The organism is Domibacillus enclensis (genome assembly GCF_900156125.1).
Classification (GTDB): domain Bacteria; phylum Bacillota; class Bacilli; order Bacillales; family Domibacillaceae; genus Domibacillus; species Domibacillus enclensis.
The window spans coordinates 294,845-318,416 of sequence record NZ_FTLX01000001.1 but is presented as its reverse complement, the minus strand read 5'-3'; the positions used below and the strand labels follow the sequence as shown (position 1 = coordinate 318,416).

General features: G+C 47.6%; 25 protein-coding genes and 1 pseudogene. 18 read left to right on the top strand and 8 right to left on the bottom strand.

Features of this window, described 5'->3' with window-relative positions; translation table 11 throughout:
- The first annotated feature begins 15 nt into the window (after positions 1–15).
- The 8 genes from BW952_RS01570 to BW952_RS01535 all read left to right on the top strand — a co-directional run bounded on the left by BW952_RS01570 (position 16) and on the right by BW952_RS01535 (position 5,534).
- The gene (locus tag BW952_RS01570) at positions 16–747 is read left to right on the top strand and encodes a carotenoid biosynthesis protein (RefSeq protein WP_045849497.1); all 732 of its coding nucleotides are present in this window, start codon (positions 16–18) and stop codon (positions 745–747) included.
- On the top strand, positions 740–1,405 hold the full coding sequence (locus tag BW952_RS01565) for a lysophospholipid acyltransferase family protein (protein ID WP_045849498.1): 666 nt from the start codon (positions 740–742) through the stop codon (positions 1,403–1,405). The genes BW952_RS01570 and BW952_RS01565 overlap by 8 nt, the downstream gene beginning before the upstream one ends.
- Complete coding sequence (locus tag BW952_RS01560) at positions 1,402–2,478, top strand: glycosyltransferase family 2 protein (RefSeq protein ID WP_045849499.1); 1,077 nt, start codon at positions 1,402–1,404, stop codon at positions 2,476–2,478. Before BW952_RS01565 ends, BW952_RS01560 begins: the two co-directional genes overlap by 4 nt.
- Positions 2,479–2,590: 112 nt before the next feature.
- Complete coding sequence (locus BW952_RS01555; protein ID WP_052698356.1) at positions 2,591–3,697, top strand: GGDEF domain-containing protein; 1,107 nt, start codon at positions 2,591–2,593, stop codon at positions 3,695–3,697.
- 12 nt (positions 3,698–3,709) lie between these two features.
- Positions 3,710–4,768 carry a GGDEF domain-containing protein gene (locus BW952_RS01550; RefSeq protein ID WP_045849500.1) on the top strand — a complete coding sequence of 353 codons (1,059 nt, stop codon included), beginning with the start codon at positions 3,710–3,712 and terminating at the stop codon, positions 4,766–4,768.
- Positions 4,769–4,827: 59 nt separating this feature from the next.
- A complete protein-coding gene (locus BW952_RS01545; protein ID WP_076496187.1) occupies positions 4,828–5,079 on the top strand; it encodes a hypothetical protein in 252 nt (83 codons plus the stop codon).
- A 28-nt stretch (positions 5,080–5,107) separates the two neighbouring features.
- Entirely contained in the window at positions 5,108–5,356 is a 249-nt protein-coding gene (locus tag BW952_RS01540; RefSeq protein WP_045849501.1) for a hypothetical protein, read from the top strand.
- Positions 5,346–5,534: a hypothetical protein gene (locus BW952_RS01535; protein WP_045849502.1), complete on the top strand. Its 189-nt coding sequence runs from the start codon at positions 5,346–5,348 to the stop codon at positions 5,532–5,534. Before BW952_RS01540 ends, BW952_RS01535 begins: the two co-directional genes overlap by 11 nt.
- 25 nt (positions 5,535–5,559) lie before the next feature.
- Here the strand turns inward: BW952_RS01535 and BW952_RS01530 are convergent, their stop codons facing one another.
- Positions 5,560–6,666, bottom strand: coding sequence for a serine hydrolase (locus tag BW952_RS01530; RefSeq protein WP_231581279.1), 1,107 nt, complete (start codon positions 6,664–6,666; stop codon positions 5,560–5,562).
- A gap of 155 nt (positions 6,667–6,821) precedes the next feature.
- On the opposite strand from BW952_RS01530, the gene BW952_RS01525 reads away from it, so the two are divergent.
- Complete coding sequence (locus BW952_RS01525) at positions 6,822–7,265, top strand: VOC family protein (protein WP_045849503.1); 444 nt, start codon at positions 6,822–6,824, stop codon at positions 7,263–7,265.
- A gap of 91 nt (positions 7,266–7,356) precedes the next feature.
- Here the strand turns inward: BW952_RS01525 and BW952_RS01520 are convergent, their stop codons facing one another.
- The gene (locus BW952_RS01520) at positions 7,357–7,656 is read right to left on the bottom strand and encodes a hypothetical protein (RefSeq protein WP_045849504.1); all 300 of its coding nucleotides are present in this window, start codon (positions 7,654–7,656) and stop codon (positions 7,357–7,359) included.
- A gap of 246 nt (positions 7,657–7,902) precedes the next feature.
- Between BW952_RS01520 and BW952_RS01515 the strand changes: the two genes are divergently transcribed.
- From BW952_RS01515 to BW952_RS01490, 6 genes are all read left to right on the top strand, one after another.
- Positions 7,903–9,609 carry a methyl-accepting chemotaxis protein gene (locus tag BW952_RS01515; protein WP_045849505.1) on the top strand — a complete coding sequence of 569 codons (1,707 nt, stop codon included), beginning with the start codon at positions 7,903–7,905 and terminating at the stop codon, positions 9,607–9,609.
- Between the two features lie 122 nt (positions 9,610–9,731).
- Positions 9,732–12,194, top strand: coding sequence for a sensor domain-containing protein (locus BW952_RS01510; RefSeq protein WP_045849506.1), 2,463 nt, complete (start codon positions 9,732–9,734; stop codon positions 12,192–12,194).
- Entirely contained in the window at positions 12,191–12,598 is a 408-nt protein-coding gene (locus BW952_RS01505) for a GNAT family N-acetyltransferase (RefSeq protein WP_414735775.1), read from the top strand. Before BW952_RS01510 ends, BW952_RS01505 begins: the two co-directional genes overlap by 4 nt.
- A 422-nt stretch (positions 12,599–13,020) precedes the next feature.
- Positions 13,021–13,890, top strand: a complete 870-nt coding sequence (locus tag BW952_RS01500) for a phosphorothioated DNA-binding restriction endonuclease (RefSeq protein WP_045849507.1) — start codon at positions 13,021–13,023, stop codon at positions 13,888–13,890.
- Positions 13,891–13,909: 19 nt separating this feature from the next.
- A complete protein-coding gene (locus BW952_RS01495; RefSeq protein WP_045849508.1) occupies positions 13,910–14,644 on the top strand; it encodes an AAA family ATPase in 735 nt (244 codons plus the stop codon).
- A 33-nt stretch (positions 14,645–14,677) separates the two neighbouring features.
- Complete coding sequence (locus tag BW952_RS01490) at positions 14,678–15,469, top strand: phosphotransferase (RefSeq protein ID WP_045849509.1); 792 nt, start codon at positions 14,678–14,680, stop codon at positions 15,467–15,469.
- Positions 15,470–15,716: 247 nt separating this feature from the next.
- On the opposite strand, the gene BW952_RS01485 is transcribed toward BW952_RS01490, so the two are convergent.
- The 3 genes from BW952_RS01485 to BW952_RS01475 all read right to left on the bottom strand — a co-directional run bounded on the left by BW952_RS01485 (position 15,717) and on the right by BW952_RS01475 (position 18,862).
- A complete protein-coding gene (locus BW952_RS01485) occupies positions 15,717–17,030 on the bottom strand; it encodes a hemolysin family protein (RefSeq protein WP_045849510.1) in 1,314 nt (437 codons plus the stop codon).
- Positions 17,031–17,099: 69 nt separating this feature from the next.
- Positions 17,100–18,416 (bottom strand): hemolysin family protein, encoded by a 1,317-nt coding sequence (locus BW952_RS01480; RefSeq protein WP_045849511.1) that lies wholly within the window; start codon positions 18,414–18,416, stop codon positions 17,100–17,102.
- Between the two features lie 38 nt (positions 18,417–18,454).
- Entirely contained in the window at positions 18,455–18,862 is a 408-nt protein-coding gene (locus BW952_RS01475) for a MerR family transcriptional regulator (protein WP_231581275.1), read from the bottom strand.
- A 169-nt stretch (positions 18,863–19,031) separates the two neighbouring features.
- Between BW952_RS01475 and BW952_RS19285 the strand changes: the two genes are divergently transcribed.
- The 3 genes from BW952_RS19285 (at position 19,032) to BW952_RS01465 (ending at position 20,353) form a co-directional block, all read left to right on the top strand.
- Positions 19,032–19,178, top strand: a complete 147-nt coding sequence (locus BW952_RS19285; protein ID WP_156149406.1) for a hypothetical protein — start codon at positions 19,032–19,034, stop codon at positions 19,176–19,178.
- An 18-nt stretch (positions 19,179–19,196) separates the two neighbouring features.
- Positions 19,197–20,063 (top strand): MBL fold metallo-hydrolase, encoded by an 867-nt coding sequence (locus BW952_RS01470; RefSeq protein ID WP_045849512.1) that lies wholly within the window; start codon positions 19,197–19,199, stop codon positions 20,061–20,063.
- A 98-nt stretch (positions 20,064–20,161) separates the two neighbouring features.
- Entirely contained in the window at positions 20,162–20,353 is a 192-nt protein-coding gene (locus tag BW952_RS01465) for a hypothetical protein (protein WP_045849513.1), read from the top strand.
- A gap of 163 nt (positions 20,354–20,516) precedes the next feature.
- Here the strand turns inward: BW952_RS01465 and BW952_RS01460 are convergent.
- The 3 genes and pseudogenes from BW952_RS01460 to BW952_RS19190 form a co-directional block, all read right to left on the bottom strand.
- Positions 20,517–22,625: pseudogene (locus tag BW952_RS01460) on the bottom strand (heavy metal translocating P-type ATPase).
- 5 nt (positions 22,626–22,630) lie between these two features.
- Positions 22,631–23,002, bottom strand: coding sequence for an ArsR/SmtB family transcription factor (locus tag BW952_RS01455; protein WP_045849514.1), 372 nt, complete (start codon positions 23,000–23,002; stop codon positions 22,631–22,633).
- A 213-nt stretch (positions 23,003–23,215) separates the two neighbouring features.
- Positions 23,216–23,554, bottom strand: coding sequence for a hypothetical protein (locus BW952_RS19190; protein ID WP_139325403.1), 339 nt, complete (start codon positions 23,552–23,554; stop codon positions 23,216–23,218).
- Between the last annotated feature and the right edge of the window lie 18 nt (positions 23,555–23,572).

Genomic DNA, 23,572 nt, shown 5'->3' with positions numbered 1-23,572 from the left:
GTGGAGGTGTCTTGCATGTCAGCATGGCTTTGGCGAATTTTTTTAATCTGGTATTCAGTGGGCGTCGTTCTCGTTGCGTTTGATCTGGTACCGCCTGCGCTCGAATGGGCAAATGCCGTCTTTCTTTATTTGGCGGGACTGATCGGCGCTGTATATTTAGTCAAGCGTTTTGGGATGAGGAAAGGCATACTGCTATCTTTGTTTATTATCATCTGGTCGATTTCCGTCGAATCGTTCGGCGCAAAAACCGGCCTCATCTTCGGCGAGTATCATTACGAAAAAGATTTCGGCGTTCACCTGCTTGGTGTGCCGATTACCATTGGTTTTGCCTGGCTGATGGTCATTACAACGGGCCTTGCTCTGATCAGTCCACAGTCCAAACAGAAGTCTCCAGGTTATCCGTTGCTTGCGTCCTTATTAGCTGTGGCGATGGATCTTGTCATTGACCCGGTCGCGTTTCACTTAAAGCAATACTGGATCTGGGAAGAAGGCGGCTTGTTTATGGAGATCCCCACTCAAAACTTTATCGGCTGGTTTTTCACCGCGTTATCGATCCACCTCGTTTTATACCCGTTCATCGGCCGCGAAACGAATGCAGAGCCAATTCACGAAAAGCGGGCACAAATTCTGTACGGCTTGATGATTCTTATGTTTGCCATCACATCTTTCGTTGGGGGAATCGGTCTTGCTGCCGTACTGTCTATTTTACTCGCTGCTGTGACGCTTTCGGGGGCCCGTTATGTTTAATGGTCTGTTTAAGCGGTACATACAGTTCTTATTGAAAAAAGAATTTGCGAATGTGTACATACGATCATCCAAAACAGCAGAGGGACCGAAGCTGTATGTGCCCAACCATTCCTCCTGGTGGGATGCCCTCGTCATTTATTACGTGAATGCCGCTTTCCTGCGGGAAGATGCACGGGGCATGATGGCGGAGGAGGGGCTGAAACGGTTTCCCTTTTTCAAAAAAATCGGCGCGTTTCCTGTCGGCCAATCGCCGAAACAGCAACTGGCTGCCATCCAGACAGCTGCTCGTTTTCTTCAAGAAAACCGGAGTGTCTGGCTGTTTGCCCAGGGGGAAGAACGGTTTCATACGGTTCGTCCGCTTCAGTTTAAAACGGGCGCCGGCTTTTTAAAGGAACGGGTGCCGTCGGCTACGCTTTTGCCCGTCGCGATCACCTATGCGTTCCGTCATGAGCGGAAGCCGGATATCTTTGTTTGGATTGGGGAGCCCGTTCACGCAGAAGGCGACCGCAAAACCGTCACCCGAACACTCGAGGAAAAAGTGGAAGAAATGCTTGATGACGTGACTCACCAGCTCGAGCAAGAAACGACCGCAGGCTTTGAGCCGCTTCTGCAGGGCAAAAAAACAATTGACCAGCGGGTGGAAAGGAGACAGCCATGATCATTTACAGCGGGCTTCTCGCTTTGTTTTGTTTCATGACGATCGTCAATATCGCTTCCATGCCGAGGCTCAAGCGAAAAGAACAGATGTCAGGCCAAAAGCTGTCTGTGCTTATTCCGATGCGCAATGAGGAACGCAATGCGGCAGCCGTTATTCAATCGGTGCAATCGATTCACTGGCCGAATCTGGAATGCATCGTGCTAAACGATGGCTCCACCGACCGGACCGAAGAACGATTGATCGAAAGCATAGGAAGAGACCAGCGCTTTACGATCGTAAACGGGAAAGAGCTTCCGGAGGGCTGGGTTGGCAAGGTGCATGCGTGCCATCAGCTGGGGAAACGGGCAAGCGGTGATTATTTGCTGTTTCTTGACGCGGATGTTCGCGTGAAGCCGGTTGCCATCATTGAAGCGGTCACCCTGCTGCAAAAGCGAAGCGCCGGTCTCCTCTCAGGCTTTGCCCGCTTTCCGGCCAGGCCGGTTTTGGCAAAGCTGCTTGTCCCAATGCAACCATTTTTTGTGTTTTTTCACCTGCCTGTTTTGCTGGCCAACTGGACGAAATGGGCGGCGGCATCAGCGGCACATGGCGGATTTATGCTGTTTACCCGTGAAGCATACGAGGCAGCCGGCGGGCATCAGTCCGTCAAGGGGTCGCTCGTGGAAGATGTGCATATCATGCGTAATGTGAAAAAGGCTGGACATAAAGCGATGATCGCTAATATTGCCCCGTCCGTTACGTGCACGATGTATGAAACAAACGCAGAAACGTGGGAAGGGTTTTTAAAAAATACATTCAACGGATTGGGGCGGTCAAAAGGAGCTGCTGCTTTGTTGATCCTGTTTTATGCCGTTTTCTACGTCGCTCCTTTATTTCTTCTATTTGCTGGTTACTGGCTGCCTTACCTTCTCATCGTCTTACAAAAGCTTTTGGTCGACGCCGCTGCCCGCCAGTCGCTCTGGTATGCCCCCTTCATGCCACTGTCAGCCGCCGCGTTTATCGTTTTGCTTCTGAGTGCCATGACCCGTCCTGTTCACACGTGGAAAGGGAGGACGTATTCAAACAAAAAGCCGTAGCTTTCATGAAATCGTCATGAAATGTCAGAAATCCTCTTTTTTCCCTCTGTTGTCATTTGGTACAATAGCATCATAGACATGAATCGACACGGGGCAAAAGAGGAGGGACTGCATGTTTATTGATTTTTTTCTGAATTTCGCCATTATTATTACGCTCATCTCCCTTTTCCACCAGCATGTGGACCACTCCGTTGTAAACCGTCAGTCTTCTTTCTGGAAAAAAAGCGGCTATGGTCTTTTGATGGGCAGCTGGGGCGCTCTGCTTATGCAATTCACCATTGATTTGTACCACGGCTTAATCATGGATTTGCGGCATATTCCCCTCCTGTATGCGGCCTTATATGCGGGACCGGGTCCAGCAATCATCGCGGCTGTCGTCATCGCTTTCGCCAGATTGTCCATCGGCGGCGGTGCCGCTGCGGGCTATGCGATGGCGTTCCTTCTTTGTTCAACGATTGGCTTTATCGTCATCGCGTCAAAGATCCGTCATTTGTGGACAGCCGTTTTTTCGATGCTGCTTTTATCCAATATCGCCTTTTTATTTATTTCCTATCCACTTGCTGACGATCTTCAAACGTATGCCGTCGCTAATATGCTGTACTGGCTGTTTTCGTTTGCCGGCGGATTCTTAACCATCCACACGTCTCAATATTTGCGGAAAACCAAACTGCTTTTTAAAGAATATGAAGAAAAAGCGTATACCGATTCCTTAACGGGCTTGAACAATGTCAGGCGGTTCGATACCGCCATGAACAATGCGATTGAACGGATCTCGGCTGAACAGGGCACTCTGGCGCTGGCGATGATCGATATCGACTTTTTCAAAAAAATTAACGATACATACGGACACCCGACAGGAGATGAGATGCTGAGTCAGCTCGGCCAGCTGCTCCGGGATCAGCTGCCGCAAAAGATGATTGTCTCAAGAAATGGTGGAGAAGAGTTTTCCGTCATCATGGAAGGAGTTCATCCGAAAGAAGCGATAGACCGGGCAGAACAGATCCGCCTGGCGGTCGAACGGGCCACCTTTCAAACAGAGGATGGCCACGCAATCCAAATGACCATTTCGATCGGCGTTGCGATGTTTCCAGATATACCGGCTGAGGATGTATACCGAATGGCGGATGCGGCGCTGTACAACGCCAAGCGCAGCGGCAGGAACAAGGTTTGTCTGGCCAGCCCCGCATCAACCGGCCAGGTGATAAAAGGAAACGTGTAGGGTGGGATCCAGATGATTCGGGAATTATTTATAAATGTCACCATTTTAATATCGAGCTTGTTTTTTTATTTTCAAATCTTAAAAAAAGACGGGACAACGAGACGTTCTTCCATACGCCGCAAACTACTGCTAGGCACACTAACCGGTCTGCTCGGCCTCATTTTAATGGAATTCGGCTTTCTGCTTGATCAAGGGCTGCTTGTGGACTTCCGCCACATTCCGGTGATGCTGGCCGCGACGTATGCCGGCTGGCTGCCCGCTGTGATTGCCGCTGTTTTGATTGCGGGCTACAGGCTGACGATTGGGGCCGGCATGGCGGCATACACCGCCGTTTTGATGCTTGCGGTCACGACGGCCGGGTATTTGCTCATTGCCCGAAAAACGAGATGTGTGTACCGGACGATTTTGTATATGCTCCTGTTTCATAATGTACTTTCTTCCATCGTCACCTATACATTTTTCCTTGAAGGTGAGGCCTTCCTGCGTGTTATCGTTCCCTATTGGCTGCTGTCGTTCGGGACCGGCATTGCCGCTGTATATTTAACGGAATACATGCGCAAGATAAATGCCCTGTTTACAGAGTACGAGAAAAACGCGTTTATTGACCCGTTGACCGGTTTAAACAACGTGCGCCGGTTTGATGCAGCGATGAATGAAGTGCTGTCCAAAAAAGGGACAATGTCACTGTGTATTATCGATATTGATCACTTTAAACAGGTGAATGATACGTACGGTCATCCTGAAGGCGACGCGATTTTAAAACAGCTCGGGCAGCTGCTGAAGGAGCATGCGATGAGCGGCACTGTCTCCCGTAATGGTGGCGAAGAATTTACCATCATTTTGCCGGACTATACGAAAGCGTCAGCCGTGCAGCTGGCAGAAGGACTCCGCGCCCGGATTGAACAAACACCGTTTTACATTTTTGGAGGCAAAGAGACAATCGAGTTAACCGTTTCGATCGGCGTGGCAGCAGGGAGGAACAACCTGTACCGTGAAGCGGATCAGGCTCTTTATCAAGCAAAGCAAAACGGGCGAAACCGTGTGTGCGCGGCTCAAACGGTAAACGAATAAAAAGAAAGGATCCACTCCTTCCCTTATGTTACAATTAAAGGGAGGGAGTGTTTTTTTTTATGATGAACGGGCCGGCTTTTTTCCTGGCTGCCGCTTTATTGCTTGCGGTTTTGCTTATCCGCCGAAAAAGAAAACAACACGGCATCACTGGCTTTAAAAGCTTGCTGACACCGATCTGCTTTTGTTCGATCGGTCTGGTTGGTTTAATTGACGAATGGATGGATTTAATCGGTTTGTATGCCTGGCTAGTGCAGTTGACTCTGCTCGTCGCGGGTATTTATTTTTTGAAATACATTCCGAGTAAAAAATAATAACAGTTTAAAACAAGAGAGGTGACATATGTACGTCATCCTAGCCACCATTGCCACAGCGGCCGCTTTGTTTCTCCTTACGATGTTGTCATTTGAATTAGCGCTTTTGCTCGCGGTTTCACTCATTATCGGCTTCCTGTTCCAAATTCTCTATGTGCTCAACACAATCAGCTATACGATTCAGTTTAAAAAAGGAGAACCGGAAAAAGACAAAGTGAAACAAGCGTATAAACAGTATATGGAAGAAAAAAGAAGGAGGGACCAACGTGAAGAATAATCCTTTACTCGCGTTTCGTGTGTCTGTGCTCGTTTTAATCGGCATTCCATTTTGTTTTTTTATCTTATCAGCAGTGACTGGAAACTGGCTGTTTTTTCAATTTAGCATTGCTCCTTCCATCATCGCTGGACTGACCGGGCTGCTTCTTGCAAGAAAAGAGCTGAAAAAGAAAGACTGAAAAACGCACGACATCCATCATTTTTTCACCCACTGAATAGATCCTTTATCTTTTGACGATACGATTCGTTTTGAAGAAGCTCTCGTTCAAAGGTGTTTAAAGCGCGTAACAGCTTCGCCTGCTCCAGCACAGTGAGCCCGTCTGAGAAAAAAGCCAGCTCCATGCGCCCGCCGTCCTTTGCCGTGGCGTACATTGCTTCTGTCAGCACAAATGCAGTGGAGCCTCCTTTTTTTCCGGCATGGAGCAGCCATTGTTGGTTCGCGGGCTCCTTCATGATCTGTTCCAGCACAGGATCAAGGTAGGCATGCACCTCTTTAGAAAGAAAGGATTTGCTGTTTAGCTTGGCCATAACCGTTGCGTACTCTTCAACCGTTGATCGTGGCAGCCGGTCTGACCATAATTTTTGAAACGTCATATTCATCATACGATACATATGCTTTATTTCTTGATGGGAAGGTGGCCAGTGTTCATGAATATCGATCGAACACTGCCGGTATTCGGCCAGCTTCATCTGTTCAATCCTTTGAGCGGTTTGCTTTTTCGTCCATTCATTTTCAGTCATCAGTCGGGCAGGTACGAATAAAGTGCTGACGAGCGGATAAACCGGCTCGTGATCCGTCAAACCAAAAAGAGACAAAACGTCATTGACGTTGTTAATGCCGAGCAGCTGAAGCAAATATTCCGTATTGGCATTCGAGCTGTACGCAATCATGCCACTGGCCACTTCAGATAAAGGCACCGAGTCATTTCCGTACATCGCCTGAACATGACTGAGCCATGCTTCATGCGCACCGCCGTCTGTTTTGGGCACATAAAACGATCTCAATGCATCAAGTGAAACGGGCTGCTCGGGATCTATCCGTCCATCCGCCGCCTGCCGGGCATATTCGATCGCAACGATGATCTTTACGGTGCTGGCGAGAGGCATTCTGACAGAGGGATTGACCGAAGCGATTACTTCGCCATTATAGCGAATAAACAGTGCCGCCCGCTTGCTCGATTCATTGTCGCAGACAAACTGAACGAGATCCGCTGGTCCTGACTGACTGACTTCACGCTGAAAATGGACCTGAAACAAGACAAGAAAAAAGACAAGAATCGACACTCCTCCTGCTACCGACCACATGATCATACTCAACAAATTCCACTCCTTTCTAACCATTCATCAGCCTTTACGAATGGAAAAAGGAAAAAGTTTCATACTCTTCTGGAATCGGGAAGGGTTTTCAGCTCATAAAGAGAATACTAGATAAAGAAAAGTAGACGATAAGACAGGGAGATGAAAAAATGAACCGGTTGAATTTAATTACGCTTGGCGTGAAAGACATGGTCGAATCACTGCGGTTTTACCGGGAAGGGCTCGGCTTTGACGTTGTGGTCTATGGCGACGAAGCCAATCCGGACGTCATTTTTGTCAATAATGCCGGCACAAAAATTTCATTATTCCCACTCGACCGTTTAGTAAAAGACATTAATGACCAAGAGCCGCCATCCATCGGAACGGGCTTTGGCGGCATAACGCTTGCGTACAACGGGAAATCAAAGGAAGAAGTAGATGCCGTGTTTTCGCTGGCTCGAAAAGCAGGAGCCGCCATCGTGAAAGAGCCGAAAACTGTTTTTTGGGGTGGATACAGCGGCTATTTCCAGGACCCGAACGGCTATTTCTGGGAGGTAGCCTTCGGAGAAGATTGGATGTTTGACGAACAGGACATGCTCATTGTGCGCCAATAATCCCCTGAAGTGGCTGCATGTACAGTGGCAAAAGAGAAAGGCACAACAACAATAGATCCCCTCTCTTCAGCTTTTGAAGAGAGGGGTCTTTTTATGAACGTTTCCGTTTTTCGATTTCCTGCGTGACCACGAATGCCAAATCCTCATTCCCAAACAAAGAAAGCACGCCGAGCAGCGTGTCATCCGGCACGTCGCCTGCTTCCTCCTTCGGCACCGTAAGAGCGATACCGTCACTCAGTGCCTGGTTCTCCACTTGATCCGGATATGCTTTCTGGTATAGATCAACCGGATCAAGATCGTGATTCACACACCACTGCGCAAACACTAAAATCATCATGTTTTCTTCTTTTTGATAGCTTTGTATGATAAACTCTTCCATTTCCTTCGACATGTTCTTTCACACCTTTTTTATTCGTTATCGTTTCATTTTAAACGGAACAGCAGATGCTGTATAGTGACCAATTCCGATAGGTAATTTAGTAGCGCAAAAATGATGGCGCTTTCTGTCGATATTGGATGAAATTGTCCACGCAACGAACAAAAAGTCCTAGAAAAAATTATACTAATTTCATATATTTTCGGTTAAAATGAGTTATATGAGGGGTTAAAATTTGTTTATTTTTGGGAGGTATTTAGGATGAAAAACCTATCAATTCGCGGGAAGATGATGGCACTCATTGCATCAGCAGTTGTGTTTTTAGCCGCTATTGCAGGAACAGGTTTTTATTATACGAGTGAAATGGCAGCAAAATCTGATGATATGTATACTGAGGCATTGTTGCCAATTGAATATATCTCTCAAATTCGTACGGATAACCGGGCTCTTGATTCATTCGTGATGGAGCTTATGGTTACAACCGATCAAACACGAAATGAAGAGCTTTTAGTGAACATTGAAGAGCGAAAGGTGCAGATTTTGTCGAACCTGAAAAAGTTCGAAGCATCGTACAGTCAGAATCCTGAGACGACAGCGCTGTATGAAGAATTATCAAGAACATTGACAACTTATTTAACGGAACTTGAAGAGGTATTTGTTTTATCAGAAAATAATCAAAATGAAGAAGCGTACGAATTATACGTAAGCAATGTGGCACAAGAGCGTGAAGTGTTAGTTTCGACGGCAAGTGATTTAATGGATGGCACGACTAATTTTGCAAAGATGCTTAATGAAGGAAACCAAGAGGACAATCGCACGGCAAATATGATGCTGATACTTTTGCCGGTTCTTTCAATCATTCTATTCCTTGCATTGGCCAGCTGGATTTACATGATGATCCGCAAGCCGATTGAAACGGTTCGTAAAGCGATGGCGGAAGCGGGCAGCGGCAATTTACTGGTGACGAGCAGCTATGATTCAAAAGACGAGCTTGGCCAGCTGTCTCATTCGTTTAATGAAATGGTGGAGAACATTCGCAACGTCGTCGTTCGCGTTTCAGAAACGGCGACACAGGTGGCAGCGGCTTCTGAAGAGCTGAATGCGAATGCGGGTGAAACGACAACTGCAACGGAGCTTGTCGCGGGAACGATGGAAACTATAGCGGACGGGGCCAATGACCAGCTGAAGCACGTATCCGATGCTTCAACAACGGTTCACGAAATGTCAACAGGCGTACAGCAAATTGCCGGCAACGCGCAGGAAGTAAGCGGATTGGCAGGCGACTCGCTTGCTCTTGTTTCACAAGGAAGCGAAGCCGTATCCCGCATTCAGAACCAAATGGGCAGCATCAACGGACGTGTCGACGACTTGTCGGGTGTTATTCAGCAGCTTGGCACACGGTCGGATGAAATTGGCCAGATCATTGACTCCATTACCGCCATTGCCGCTCAAACGAACTTGTTAGCACTGAATGCAGCCATTGAAGCAGCTCGTGCCGGCGAACAGGGACGCGGATTTGCGGTTGTCGCGGATGAAGTCCGGAAGCTCGCGGAACAGTCCGCTGTATCGGCCAAGCAGATCGAAAGCTTAATCTCTGAAACACAAAGCGACACGACACGTGCGGTTCAATCGATGACCGAAGTATCGACGGAAGTGCAGGACGGCCTTCAGGTGACGGAAAGCGCAAGTGCGACGTTCGTTTCAATCGAACAGTCCATTCAGCACGTGACCTCACAGGTGGAAGAAGTATCTGCGGCCGTTCAGCAAATGGCCGCCGGCACCGAACAAATCGTCTCAGCCATGGATACCATTCAAAACATAACGGAAACCACAGCAGCCGGAACAGAAAACGCCTCCGCTGCGGCTGAAGAGCAAATGGCTTCGATGGAAGAAATTTCTTCATCTGCCCAATCGCTTTCTCACTTAGCGGATGAGCTGCGGAGCCTCGCTGCCCAATTCCGTGTATAACGATCAAAACCTTCTTTGTGGTAAAAGCAGAGAAGGTTTTTCCTGTAACAGAAAACCACATTGCCACTGTCGAAATGTGATAAAATAGTAGTGGAAATCAAACAAATCTTGGGGTGTGAACGATGCAAGGACTGGGGAAACCGTTCTATTCAGCAGAAGATTTAAACCGCATTATACGACAGGTGCCTGTCCCGATGTACATATCAAGCAATGACCAGGCTCATCTTCACCAGTTTATTGCCGTGAACGATGCACTGGTAGAGCACATTGGCTATTCTAGAGAAGAACTGAGCCAAATGATCACATTTGATCTTGTATGCGATTCTTTTTTTCGAAAGGTGACGTATGACCACCAGGAAACGCTTCGGAAGGGGTCGGCTGCGTTTGAATCGCTGCACCGGACAAAGAGTGGTCGCCGTGTGCCGGTGAATGTGTTTGTCCGGATCGTCGAGCTCGAGAATGGCGAGCAGGTAAGCGTTGTGCAGTTTTACGAAACGAGCCAGCAGCAGGAAACCGAACGGCTGCTTGAAAAGGTGCATCAGCAGCTTGAATCACTGTTTGAATTTAATCCGGACTTTACTTTTATGATGAATGAAAAAGGGCATTTTACGAATGTTAATCCGGCTGGTGTGAAACTGCTCGGCTATACAAAACGACAGCTTCAGCTTATGAACTATGCAGAGCTTATTATTGAAGAGGACATTGAACGAGCCAGAGACCATTTTCGCTCTATTTTCGATTTACAGGTGGCGGAGCTTGAATTGCGTATCCGCAACGGAACGGGCGATATCCGGCTTATGGATGTGACCGCTGTACCGATCTTGACGGACGGAACGGTGACAGGTGTTGTCGGAACAGCCCGTGATATTACGAAAGAAAAAGCTGTTGAAAGGGAGCTGATTGAAAGCAGGCAGCGGTATCATTCCTTGTTCGAGAACAATATTGATGCGGTGCTGACGTTTGACCTTCACGGCTGCTTTCAATACGTGAATCCGGCAACGGAGCAGTTGATGGGCTACATGGCTGAGGAACTGATTGGCAAGCCGTTTTTACCGCACATTGTTCCGGATCGGCAAGCTGAGACCTTCAACAATTATGAGCGCGTTATGAATGGAACTGCCGTACGATATGAAACCGCGATGCTGACGAAAAAGAACGAAGTCGTCGAACTGCACATTACCGTCATCCCGATTATTGTGGGTGGGGCCATTACGGGCATTCATTGCATCGGAAAAGACATTACAGAAATAAAGAACGTTGAACAAAAGCTGAATAACATGGCGTTTCATGATTACTTGACGAAGCTGCCGAATCAGCATTATTTCCAGCAGTTCATGCAGGAGCTTAGCGAAGCGGCCCAGCCGTCTCCACTTGCACTGCTGTTTCTCGACCTGGACCGGTTTAAATCAGTAAACGACGCGTTTGGCCACGATTTTGGCGACTTATTGCTTGTGGCTACGGCAAAGCGGCTGACAGAATCGCTCCCTTCATCGGCCCACATGTTCCGGTACGGCGGAGATGAATTGATTATTGTTCTTGAAGGGGCCGGCAAGGCAGAAGCGGATCAAACGGCCCGGCAGATTATTCACTTGTTCGAGGAGCCGTTTGTGCTGAATGAAATCGAGATTACGACCTCAACGAGCATCGGCATCAGCTTGTTCCCGCACGATGGCGAAAATCGTGATACGCTCATTAAAAAAGCGGATCATGCGATGTATATCGCAAAGCGGAGCGGCAAGCAGCAGTACCGCTTTTACGACTCAGCAGAAGGCGACATGCACGACCAGTATTTTAAAATGGAGCCGCTGCTGAAAAAAGCGATCCGCCGCCAGGAGCTGTCGATCGTTTACCAGCCGCAAGTTAACTTGAACACATGTGAGTTGCACGGCGTAGAAGCACTTCTTCGCTGGAACAGCGCCGAGATCGGCTTTGTGTCACCGGCTGAATTCATTCCGATTGCGGAAGAAAGCGGATTGATTGTGACGATCGGTGAATGGGTGATCCGCTCCGCCTGCCTGCAAATGAAAGAGTGGCAGCAGCAAGGAATGCGCCCGGTAAAAGTATCCGTCAACGTGTCGATTCGCCAATTTTACCATACCGAATTCGTGGACATGCTCCAAGCCATTATCGAGGAAACCGGGATCGATCCGCGCTTTCTTGAGCTTGAAATCACCGAATCGATTGCCTCAAGCGGCGACATCGTCATTGGCATCCTGCAGCAGCTGAAAGAGATCGGCGTCCATGTGTCGATCGACGACTTCGGTACAGGCTACAGCTCCCTGCGCTATTTAAGAGAGTTTCCCATCGACTGCTTGAAAATCGACCAGTCCTTCATGCGGGATTTAACAGAAGGAAAAAAAGGCGAGGACATCGTCTCCACCATCGTCACACTCGCTCACAACCTCGACTTGATCACAGTCGCGGAAGGAACGGAAACGAAGGAGCAGGTCCAAAGGCTAAAGGCGCTCGGCTGCGACGTGGCACAGGGCTACTACTTCAGCCGTCCGCTGCCGCCAGAGGAATGCCTGGAATGGATGAAGCAAATGGAAAAAGAGATGAGAACGGACGAAGGAAGCCAGAAATGATGACCATTCACCGGATCACCAAGGAAGATGCCTGGACACTCCGCCACACCGTCATGTGGCCGGACAAGCCATACGATTACATCAAGCTGACAGACGACGCAGCTGGGCTTCATTACGGCTTAATAGAAAACGGAGCACTTCAATCCGTCGTCTCCCTGTTCGTCAACGGAACAAGCGCCCAGTTCCGCAAATTCGCCACACGCACCGATCAGCAGGGCAAAGGCTACGGCACCGCTTTGCTGAAGCACGTTTTGCATGAAGCCGCAAACTATGGAGCTGAAATCATCTGGTGCAACGCACGGATAGATAAAGCGGACTTTTACGAGCGATTCGGCCTGCGCCGAACAGTGAAGGAGTTTGAAAAGGACGGCCAGCTGTATGTTGTCATGGAGAAGAAGGTGTGAAGACTGCGATGTGTGCAGTCTTTTTTTGCGTTTACTTTTCCTTTTTATTGTACTCTTTGCTGTCCCATGCCCAGGTGAAAAAAAGATGCACCGCAATGAAAAATAATGCTTTAAATGCATTGACCAGCGCATTCACCTGTCCTTCATTCAAATAATCAAAGATCATGAACCAAATGAAAAGCAGTATAAAAAGGAATATGTAAAGGCGCAGTTTTGATTTTTTAATAAACTTCAGTAAGAAGATGCCTCCTTAAGCGACAAGGTGTGTTTACCATATCATACAAATATTGGGGTGTGAAGAATTGTGATAGGTTATGAACGATAGGCAACGTCATATTTGATTTTTGATTGAAGAAATATCAACAAAATTCCACCATCATTTGGTAAAATAATGTATATAAAGTACAAAAGGGCGTGTTTAGGTGGAAAAGGAAGAATTCATGCAAAGAATATCAAACTTAAATGTTTGGAGAAATAATGGTGTAAGGGCTCCCCATAAACCACTGGTACTATTGTATGCATTGGGAAAATTACAGAATGAACAAGCACAGTTTTTTCGATTTGATGAAGTAGAGGAGACACTAGAAAAATTATTAATTGATTTTGGACCAAAAAGGAAAAGTAATCATCCTGAAGAGCCATTTATCCGACTTGAAACGAGTGGGATATGGAAAATCAATCAATTAATTTCTACTATTTCAAAACGCCTTTTGCGCGAAGGAAAAGTGGAAGCGGGCTTTACTGACGAAGTATTCAATCTCCTAATGACAAATCCTGATATAATTCAACAAGCAGCTTACAAGATTTTGAACCTCCATTTCCCAGATACTATTCATGAAGATATATTAGAAGCAGTAGGTCTTGACTTTTCAGCTTCAGGTTTTCAACGAAAGAAAAGAGATCCACAGTTTCGTGATAAAATTCTTCGTGCTTATGGGTACTCTTGTGCAGTGTGTGGATTCAATGTTAGGCTAGGCCATACATTAGTTGGAATCGAAGCAGCTCACATTAAGTGGCATCAAGCTGGTGGACCGGATATCGAAGAAAATGGAATTGCTTTATGCTCTCTACATCATAAATTATTTGATCGCGGAGTTTTCACATTAAATCCTGAGCGAATTCTTATTGTGTCAGAAGAAGCGCATGGAACAATCGGCTTTGAAGAATGGCTTTTAAAATTTCATAGTAAGCCGATCACAAAACCAATAAGTCATCAGTATGAACCTGATCAGTCTTTTTTGTTTTGGCACGTGAAAGAGGTGTTCAAAGGTCCTGAAAGGTACACTTATTAAAAGGGGAGAAGGTGGAAACTTGTTTTTAAAAAGCATTGAACTGCAGCGCGACCGTATTCCATCGTTTGACCGCTATCCATTCACCATCCCGTCGATCCAGCAGCTGGACCGGCTTGAGCTGCGCAGCAGTGTGACGTTTTTCGTCGGGGAAAATGGGTCTGGAAAATCAACGCTTCTGGAAGGGATTGCGGACAAGTGTGAATTCCCGGCGGCGGGTGGTGGACGAAATAATACGTATGATGTGCACGCATCGGAATCAGCGCTGGGGGATTATTTGCGCTTGTCGTGGATGCCCAAGGTGACGAATGGCTTTTTTCTGCGGGCGGAGTCGTTTTATCATTTTGCGTCTCATCTTGACCAGATCGCTGATGATGACTGTATGCCGGACATTTACGAGGCGTATGGTGGGCGTTCGCTTCATGAGCAGTCGCATGGGGAGTCTTTTTTGTCCTTGTTTGCGAACCGGTTTGGACAAAAGGGCTTGTATTTGCTGGATGAGCCTGAGGCGGCGCTTTCGCCTCAGCGGCAGCTTGCTTTTTTGCGGATCATGCATGACCTGGTGAAGAAGAAAGAAGCGCAGTTTATCATCGCTACACATTCGCCGATTTTGATGGGCTTTCCGGATGCTTCGATTGTGTCCTTTGATGATGAATCCTTGAAGGAAGTCGATTACGATGAAACGGATCATGTGCAGATTACCCGGTATTTCATGCAGCATCGGGAGGATTTTCTGCGGCGTATTTTAGAAGAATAAGAGGGAGAACCGTGAGTTAGGGGGAAAGTGCAGATGACGATGAACGAACATGAAGAACTCCTGGCGGGCGGGAACGTCTCGCATGTTTACCGCTCAGGAAAAACCGTGCGGCGGGAGCAAAAGCCGGAAAGCGCGATGATTCACAAGCTGCTGATCCATTTAGAACAAAAAGGATTTCCGCATGCGCCACGCTTTTTAGGAATGGATGAGCAGGGAAGAGAAGTATTGTCTTTTATCGAAGGAGAAGCCGGTCATTATCCATTAAAGGATTATATGTGGTCTGATGCCTCCCTAATTGATATAGCGAACATGCTGCGGCTGTATCATGAAGCGGTTCAAGATTTTCCGTTTATGAATGAGCTGAAGCCGATTGACCATACACCGGGAGAAGCGGAGGTCGTGTGCCACAACGACTTCGCTGTATATAACATTATTTTTAACGGACAGAAACCGGTCGGCATTATTGACTTTGATGTGGCGGGACCGGGTCCGAAAATGTGGGACGCCGCCTATACGCTGTATACGTGTCTGCCGCTGAGCCGCTTTTATTTGTCCGAGGCAGAGGAGACTGTTCATTATGACTCTTTATTGCATGCCGAGCGCGTAAAAAAGAGAATGGCTTTGTTTTTTGAAGCCTACGGTGAGGAAATGCCGCCGACCTTTTTTGACATCGTCCAGCTGCGCTTGGAGGGGCTGTGCCAGACGATCAAAAGAAAAGCGGGTGAAGGAGATCCGGCTTTTCAGAAAATGGTTGAGGAAGGTCATCTTTCTCATTATAAAGCGGATATTGAGTTTGTTCGAAAGCATCATCATGAATGGGTGTAGAGCTGAAGGAGGATGACCATATCGCCGGTATCTAGTCGTTATCGCTGATATAAAGAATTGATCGCTGATATGTTAAGGATATCAGCGATCGAGGGTTAAATATCGGCGTTGTTTTTATTTTATCGGCGGTGGACAGGTAGATATCAGCGGATTGAAATGAAGATGAAACAAACAGCTTTGACGCGAGCAGTCAGGATAATACAAAGAAAAAACAACCTGCCGACAAGCTGTCAGCAGGTTGTTTTGGTTAAGCGTCAGCTTGCGTATTCAGCTTTAGTTCAACCAGCACCACCTGGTAATTTTCCATTTCGGAAATCGTCCAGAGATGCGGTTCAAGAGGGATGGTGTCGCCCTCCTCCGGGACGTTATCACTTTGGACCTGCAGCCAGCCGCCAATTGTGTCGAGATCTTCGCTGTCAGGGAAGACGAGGCCAAACTGTTCCTCCAGATCCGCCAGCAGCACACGTCCGCTCATCACATATTCGGTTTCGCTTTTAGCGCGAATGTCCGGTACCTCGTCCATATCGTATTCATCGCGGATTTCACCGACGATTTCTTCCAATATGTCTTCCATTGAGACGAGGCCGGCGGTACCGCCGTATTCGTCCGTCACGATCGCCATATGCGTCCGGTTTTGCTGCATTTTCACGAGAACGGAACTAATCGGTGTCGCTTCATGAAAGCGTGGCATGTCATGAATAAATCGTTCCATCTCCCGATCATTCCCGGCGGCGATGTGCGTCAGCATTTCCTTCGTGTTGACAAAGCCGATGACCTGATCCTTATCGTGTCCGTCTGTTACGGGGTAGCGCGTGTAATCGTGCTCGTCTAAAACGGCAATCATGTCTTCAAAGGTAATGTCTTTCTCTAGTGTGACAATTTGAGTTCGCGGAATCATAATGTCTTTAATAATCCGGTTATCAAAGGCAAAGATGTTTTGAAGATACGCAAGCTCTGTTTGATTAATTTCACCGCTTTTGTAGCTTTGCTGCATAATCAGCTTCAGCTCTTCTTCAGAGTGCACCTCATCATGCCCGGCAGGCTCAACACCGAACAAGCGCAGGAACAGACGCGCTGCTCCATTCAATGTCCAAATAATTGGGGCGGTGATTTTCCCGAACCAGTAAAGCGGCGGTGCGAGAAGAAGGGTCATGCGTTCTGAAAATTGAATAGCCAGCGTTTTCGGGGCCAGTTCTCCGAGCACAACGTGTAAAAACGTTACGATGGACAACGCAATCGCGTATGAAAGAACAGTAGCGAGGGCATCCGGCACTTCAAAGCTTTCAAACACAGGATGAAGCAATTTTTCAACTGTCGGCTCTCCGAGTGCACCGAGCACAAGGGCCGTAATGGTAATGCCGAGCTGGCAGGCAGACAAGTAGTAATCCAAATCATTGGCTACTTTTTTTGCCAGAACGGCTTTTTTGTTTCCTTCTGAAATAAGCTGATCGATTCTGGACATACGCACTTTCAAGATCGCAAATTCGCCACCGACAAAAACCGCGGTTAATGCGATCATTAACGCTACTAAAAACAAGTTTAATATTATCATTCCGTCCAATTGTTTCCCCTATAGCGGGGACTCACCTCCGTAAAATGTCCGTACCGCATTTGAGATCGGCGGTTCCGGTTACTGCGTTTCCTCTGTTTCCAACCGTTCCCAAAGGATTTGCTTAATTTGGTAATGATCCATTTCTGTCACAGTCCACGTGCCGTTGTCGTCTGTCACGGTGTCGTTCACTTCCACACTGTCCATTTTATTGAATTGAATCCAGCCGCCGATCGTATCAACGTCGTCGCTGCCTTCAAACTCAAGCCCGAACCGTTCTTCTAATTCTTCTAATAAAACAAGTCCGTTTAATACGTATTGACGATCGCTTTTCTTCACGATATCGGCCACTTCATCCGCATCGAATTCATCGCGGATTTCGCCAACGAGCTCTTCTAAAATGTCTTCCATTGTAATGATGCCGGCTGTGCCGCCGTATTCATCAATGACGAGCGCCATATGAACACGGGCCGTCTGCATTTTCAACAGCGCTTCTTGAAGGCCGGTGACTTCATGGACAAGCGGCAGATCGCGGACAAAGTCTTCGAGTTTGCGCTCGCGTCCTGCGGCAATGTGCGTCAGCATTTTTTTTACATTCACGACACCGATAATCCGGTCCTTGTCGCCGTCTTCTGTTACCGGGTAGCGCGTGTAATTATGCTCAGCCAATATGCTGACAATGTCCGCATATTTCATTTCTTTATCCAGTGCGATAAAAGAGGTTCTCGGCACCATAATATCTTTAGCGGCCCGTTCGTCAAATGAAAAGACGTTTTCCATGTACGCAAGCTCTGACTGGTTGATTTCGCCGCCCTGGAAGCTTTGCGCCATAATAATGCGCAGCTCATCCTCGGAATACGATTCATCGTGTCCAGCCGGCTTAACGCCAAACGAACGAAGAAGAACGCGTGATGCGCCGTTCAACGCCCAAATAAACGGGTACATAATTTTGCCGAACCAGTATAAAAATGGGGCAAGCAGCAGCGTCATTTTCTCCGCAAACTGGATCGCTAATGTTTTCGGTGCCATTTCCCCAAGTACGACGTGGAGAAAGGTGACGAGAATAAACGCGATCGCATAAGACGAAGCAGATGCAGCGGCGTCCGATACTTCAAAATAATCAAAAATCGGGTACATGAGGCTTTCAACCGCCGGCTTGCCGAGTGCGCCGAGACCAAGAGCTGTGACGGTAATGCCCAGCTGGCAGGCGGACAAATAATAGTCGAGGTCGCTCGCTACTTTTTTAGCAAGAACCGCTTTTTTATTTCCTTCTGCAATGAGCTGGTCGATTCGTGACATGCGCAGCTTCACAACTGCGAATTCTGATCCGACGAAAAACGCCGTCAGCCCAAGCAAAAGAACAAGCATAAACAAATTTGTGATTGTGATAATATCCAATTATTTCCCTCTAGTGAGGGATTCACCTCCATATAGTGTTAAAACAATGTTAAAAGCTTCATGACATCTGTCAATCGTTTTTCCAATACGCCATGCACCCGCGCTTTTTCCTCGGGTGGCGCGTTTTTGAGTTTTTCCTCCAGTGAAGCGAGCTTTTTTTGTAAACAGTCGATTTCGTCCTGTACATCATACATGATGGGGTCGATTTCCTGATCTTCTGGTGTTCGAAGTGCCAGGCTGATTTCCTCAATCGACAAGCGTTGTTTTTTCAACAATTGAATACGTTCAAGTGTTTGGAGGACCGTCTCGGGATACAAACGGTAATTCGATGAAGACCGTTCAACAGGCAGCAGCCCGCACTGTGTGTAGTAATCAATCGTCCGTGAAGAGAGTCCGCTTAATTTCGCCACTTCGCCAATACGCAATAACGCCTTCCCAATAGACACACCTCCTTGAATGTTTATAGTACCTATAACATATCATATTTGCTTCAAACAATACAGTAGAACGTTATGGTTTGCTGATCTGGCTGTTGAACGGCTTCTGAGGGTAGTCAGCAGGGAGAGAGTCTTGTATGCTGAGTGAAAGATAAAATGATGAAAGGGGAACTGACGAGTGTTTCAATGGCTTCGACGAAAATGCTCGATGTGTAAACGATCCGGTCTGCCGCTCCGTTCTTTTCAAGGGCGTGACGGAAAAGCCGTAAAGCTGTGCCCGTCCTGTGCAGAATACGGAGAGCGCCGTGCGTTTGAGCGAAAATAATATGAAGGAGTGGACTGTATGAAAAGGAATAACCGCAATTGCCGGTCTGGAGAGAATCTGATCGAAGAAATGAATCAAACGGCTGTACCGCATGGAGGAGTGGCGGTGTGGCATCTTGGACAGGCGAGTGTCGCGCTTAAAACCCGGGACGTCATGTTCTATATTGACCCGTACTTATCGGACTCCTTAAATGAAGGCGGTGCCTGGCCGAGAAAATTTGATCCGCCGCTTCAGCCGGAGGGCGTCACAAATGCCGGGTATGTGCTGATCACGCATGACCATGGGGACCATCTCGATCCGGTTTCGCTGCGCGGCATTGAGAGCGCTTCACCAAACGCCCGGTTTATTTGTCCGGCGCCTGCTGTGGAACGTCTTCAATCGCTCGGCATTCCGGATCAGCGGATTATCGAGGCTCGGGCGGGGGAATGGGTTCATGATGCAGGCGTATCTGTTTTGCCTGTTGCCTGTCAGCACGAAGAATTTTCAGTAGATGAAAACGGGGACCATGCGTACCTTGGCTATATCGTGAAGACAGACGGTATTCTTTTTTATCACGCCGGAGACACGATTTTGCACAGTGAGCTCATTGAAGCGCTGCAGCCATTCTCTATCGACCTTGCGTTCCTGCCGATTAATGGAAGAGATTACAGCCGGGCGGAGAAAGGCATTGCTGGAAACATGGGCTTTCGGGAAGCTGCCGACCTGACAGAAGCCGTTCAAATGGATTTAGTCATCCCAATTCATTATGATCTTTTTCCATTTAACGCGGACAACCCGGCTTATTTTGTCGATTATCTTTATGCGCATTATCCGGGCCAATGCTTTAAGATGATGGTGCCGGGTGAGCGGATTCTGCATCTCGGTTCAGGTGTAAATAGCCGCTAGAGTGGGTATATAGGATGATAGATTCAATCGTTTGATCCTTTACACGAAGGTTTCTCAGCGTTTTAAGATCATGAGAAATGTTGGTGGGAGGTGATGAAATGAGAAGAATCCAAGGCATAAATCATTTACTTTCATACCTTGATTCGATCGACTTCCCACTAGCTTATGAGGAGATAGAGAACCTGATTGACCAAAAAAAGCTTCCTCACAAAAAACCTGCTAGTGGCATATTCGTATTCGATTTAGACTACATCGACTGGTGGGTCAATGAAAACCGAATGAAAGAATAACGATGGAAAGCCCTGCAGAAATGCAGGGCTTTACTCGTGCTATTAAAACAGGATAGGTCCATTTTGACTGATAAAATAAAGGAAGTGACTGATAAACAGACCGATCCGACCGGAAAAATCGTTTTATCGGTCAGATCGTATCGGTTACCGGTCACTTCCATCATTAATCTTTTGTTTTCATCAACCGCATCGAGTTTAGGACAACGATTAAAGTAGAGCCGACGTCAGCAATCACAGCCATCCACAGCGTCAGCCAGCCCGGGATAATCAGGAGGAGCGCCAGCAGCTTTAAGCCGAATGCAAAGGCAATGTTTTGCTTGATAATGAAAAGCGTTTTGCGGCTCAGGGCAATCGTATATGGAAGCTTTTCCAGGTCATCCGCCATAAGCGCGATATCGGCTGTTTCGAGCGCGGTATCTGTGCCGGCACCGCCCATGGCAATGCCGACCGACGCACTGGCAAGAGCGGGCGCGTCGTTAATGCCGTCTCCAATCATCGCCACCTTTTCATGCTGTGCCCGGAGTAATTTGATGGCGTCAAGCTTATCCTGCGGCATAAGCTCAGCCTGTACGTCGCTTAACCCAAGCTGAGAGCCGATCGCGTCCCCCGTGGCCCGGTTGTCGCCTGTCAGCATAACCGTTTTTTCGATGCCGAGCTTTTGCAGCTTTTGAATAATGGACAGGCTGCTTTTTCTCACCTGGTCGGCGACGGCGAAAAAGCCTTTGATGTCACCCTCTGTACCGACAAGCATCACGGTTTTTCCTTCCGCTTGAAGACGGGCCACCTGTTGCTTGATTTCTGGTGGAATCACCTGCATGTCTTCAAATAATGTTGGATTGCCGATAAAATAAAGCGTTTCATTCACGACCGCTTTTGCTCCTTTTCCCGTAAAGGAGTGAAAATCATCCGCCGCGTACGGGGTGACGTTTTCTTTTCCGGCTTTCCGGAGAATAGCAGAGGCTAAAGGATGCTGGGAAAACGTTTCAATGGCAGCTGAAATGGCTAAAAGCTCCCGTTCGTCCAGATCGGACAGCGCCACGATATCGGTCACTTCCGGTTTTCCTTCTGTCAGTGTGCCGGTTTTATCAAAGGCAATGACCTTTAAACGGCCGGTTTCCTCCAGATGAATCCCGCCTTTGATCAGCACGCCGTTTTTGGCGGCATTGCCGATCGCCGTAACAATGGCAACCGGTGTCGAGATCACGAGTGCACACGGGCAGCCAACAACTAAAACAGCCAGCCCGCGGTAAATCCACTCTGACCAGTCTCCGCTCATCAAAAGAGGAGGAAGGACCGCGACTAGCAGCGCAATAACCATAATCGCCGGTGTGTAAAATTTCGCGAATTTGTCGACAAACTACTGCGATGGAGCCCGCTCTGCCTGGGCTTCCTCAACTAAATGAATGATTTTTGCAATGGTTGTTTCTTCCGCAAGCTTCGTCACACGCACTTCCAGAAAGCCTTCTTCATTTAGCGAGCCAGCGAATACTTCGTCACCTGCTTCCTTCTGAACAGGGATGGATTCACCGGTAATCGCTGCTTGATTAATGGAAGACTGGCCGCGCAGCACATCACCGTCCATCGCCACTTTCTGGCCCGGCTTGATGAGCATAAGATCGCCGACTTGAATGTCTTCCACTGCCACTTCGAACTCCTGGCTCCCTCGCTTAATGATCGCAGTATTCGGGGCAATGTCCATAAGCGAACGAATCGACTGGCGTGCTTTGTCCATCGAATAGCCCTCAAGCGCCTCGCTTAAAGCAAAAAGAAAGACAACAACCGCTCCTTCTCCCCATTCGCCGATGATCACAGCGCCGATGATGGCAACAGTCATTAACGTTTTCATATCAAATTCAAGCTTCATCAAGTTTCTCAAGCCAACCTTGAACAGATCAAACCCGCCGATCAGGATCGATAAAGCAAAAATGAGAGTCGTGCTTACATGGTTTTCTCCCAGTGTAAAACTCGAGGTATAGCCGAAAATCAAAAAGAACAGGGAAGCGATGGTGTTTTTGTTTTCACGCTTTTGCCAAAAGGGGACTTTTTCTTCTGTGAACTTCTGCCGTTCCGGATATACTTTAATGCCGTCAAACGCGCCGGCTGCTTCCAGCTGTTCGACGGATGCTTCGCCCGTGACCGCCACTTTTGACGCACCGAAATTCAGATGCACATCTTCGACGGTTTGAATGCTTCTAATATTCTTTTCGAATTTTGCCGCACAATTGGCACAGGAAAGACCTTGCAGACGGTATACACTTTTTGATTCGCTCATCGTCCTCAATCCTCTCTGGAATGTTCAAGCGCAATACTGACCAGCTGATGAACATGGTGATCTTTGACGGAGTAGTACACCATTTTTCCTTCTTTCCGGTACTTGGCGAGGCCCATATTCCGGAGAAGACGCAAATGATGGGACGCTGTTGCCGTGGAGGAGCCAATGATTTGAGCAACATCACACACGCATAGTTCATCTTCGAGCGTTAACGCATAAATGATTTTCAGCCGAGTGGCATCTGACATCGCTTTAAACAGCAATTCAACTCCGTTGACTTCCTCAACTCGCGGCTGGACACGTGTCACAACCTCTTCATTAAAACAAGCTGTTTCACACGAATCGGATGTTTTTTTACGTTTTGTTTGCTCGGTCATGTGCATCCCCTTCATTCAAATATTTGTTTGATTGTATATATGTAGTGTATGACGGAGCCAGGAGGATGTCAATGGCAAAAGGAAGGGCTGGCGCAATAATTCAAATTACGGCGCAATAATTGCTAATAAGGCGCAATTCCGAATGAATTGCGCCTTATATGTCTATATTTGCGCCATAAAAAGGGGGGCATCCTTTTTGGGAGACGGCCATTTTTAGGTGATACGTTTTAAGTAGATGTTACCCAATGATAACTCATAAATAAAAGCCAGATCACGGCCGGAACAACTAAACTCCCGAAGGCAAGAGGGTAGGTGAGCGGTTTTTGAAAACGAGCAAGCAGTCGGTCCGTCAAGAAAAAGACCAGGGAAGCAGCGAGCCCGATCCAAAGCAAAATACTGCCGAAAAGCAAATGAAAGAAAAGAGACAAAATGAGCTCTGCCTTTGCCCGTGGGTTGGTAAAAGGCGATTATGAAAGAAAACAATGTAACGGCTAAAGCGCCGGTCGCAATTTTTCGTTTCAGCAAATGCTTTCCAGCTTGTAATTGAACCATTTTGTCACTCCCTTCTTT

Bases quoted from the DNA above. Each gene is read 5' to 3' on its own strand.
- BW952_RS01570 (WP_045849497.1), top strand. From the start codon at position 16: ATGTCAGCATGGCTTTGGCGAATTTTTTTAATCTGGTATTCAGTGGGC.
- BW952_RS01565 (WP_045849498.1), top strand. From the start codon at position 740: ATGTTTAATGGTCTGTTTAAGCGGTACATACAGTTCTTATTGAAAAAA.
- BW952_RS01560 (WP_045849499.1), top strand. From the start codon at position 1,402: ATGATCATTTACAGCGGGCTTCTCGCTTTGTTTTGTTTCATGACGATC.
- BW952_RS01555 (WP_052698356.1), top strand. From the start codon at position 2,591: ATGTTTATTGATTTTTTTCTGAATTTCGCCATTATTATTACGCTCATC.
- BW952_RS01550 (WP_045849500.1), top strand. From the start codon at position 3,710: ATGATTCGGGAATTATTTATAAATGTCACCATTTTAATATCGAGCTTG.
- BW952_RS01545 (WP_076496187.1), top strand. From the start codon at position 4,828: ATGATGAACGGGCCGGCTTTTTTCCTGGCTGCCGCTTTATTGCTTGCG.
- BW952_RS01540 (WP_045849501.1), top strand. From the start codon at position 5,108: ATGTACGTCATCCTAGCCACCATTGCCACAGCGGCCGCTTTGTTTCTC.
- BW952_RS01530 (WP_231581279.1), bottom strand. From the start codon at position 6,666: ATGATCATGTGGTCGGTAGCAGGAGGAGTGTCGATTCTTGTCTTTTTT.
- BW952_RS01525 (WP_045849503.1), top strand. From the start codon at position 6,822: ATGAACCGGTTGAATTTAATTACGCTTGGCGTGAAAGACATGGTCGAA.
- BW952_RS01520 (WP_045849504.1), bottom strand. From the start codon at position 7,656: ATGTCGAAGGAAATGGAAGAGTTTATCATACAAAGCTATCAAAAAGAA.
- BW952_RS01515 (WP_045849505.1), top strand. From the start codon at position 7,903: ATGAAAAACCTATCAATTCGCGGGAAGATGATGGCACTCATTGCATCA.
- BW952_RS01510 (WP_045849506.1), top strand. From the start codon at position 9,732: ATGCAAGGACTGGGGAAACCGTTCTATTCAGCAGAAGATTTAAACCGC.
- BW952_RS01505 (WP_414735775.1), top strand. From the start codon at position 12,191: ATGATGACCATTCACCGGATCACCAAGGAAGATGCCTGGACACTCCGC.
- BW952_RS01490 (WP_045849509.1), top strand. From the start codon at position 14,678: ATGACGATGAACGAACATGAAGAACTCCTGGCGGGCGGGAACGTCTCG.
- BW952_RS01470 (WP_045849512.1), top strand. From the start codon at position 19,197: ATGAAAAGGAATAACCGCAATTGCCGGTCTGGAGAGAATCTGATCGAA.
- BW952_RS01465 (WP_045849513.1), top strand. From the start codon at position 20,162: ATGAGAAGAATCCAAGGCATAAATCATTTACTTTCATACCTTGATTCG.
- BW952_RS01455 (WP_045849514.1), bottom strand. From the start codon at position 23,002: ATGACCGAGCAAACAAAACGTAAAAAAACATCCGATTCGTGTGAAACA.
- BW952_RS19190 (WP_139325403.1), bottom strand. From the start codon at position 23,554: ATGGTTCAATTACAAGCTGGAAAGCATTTGCTGAAACGAAAAATTGCG.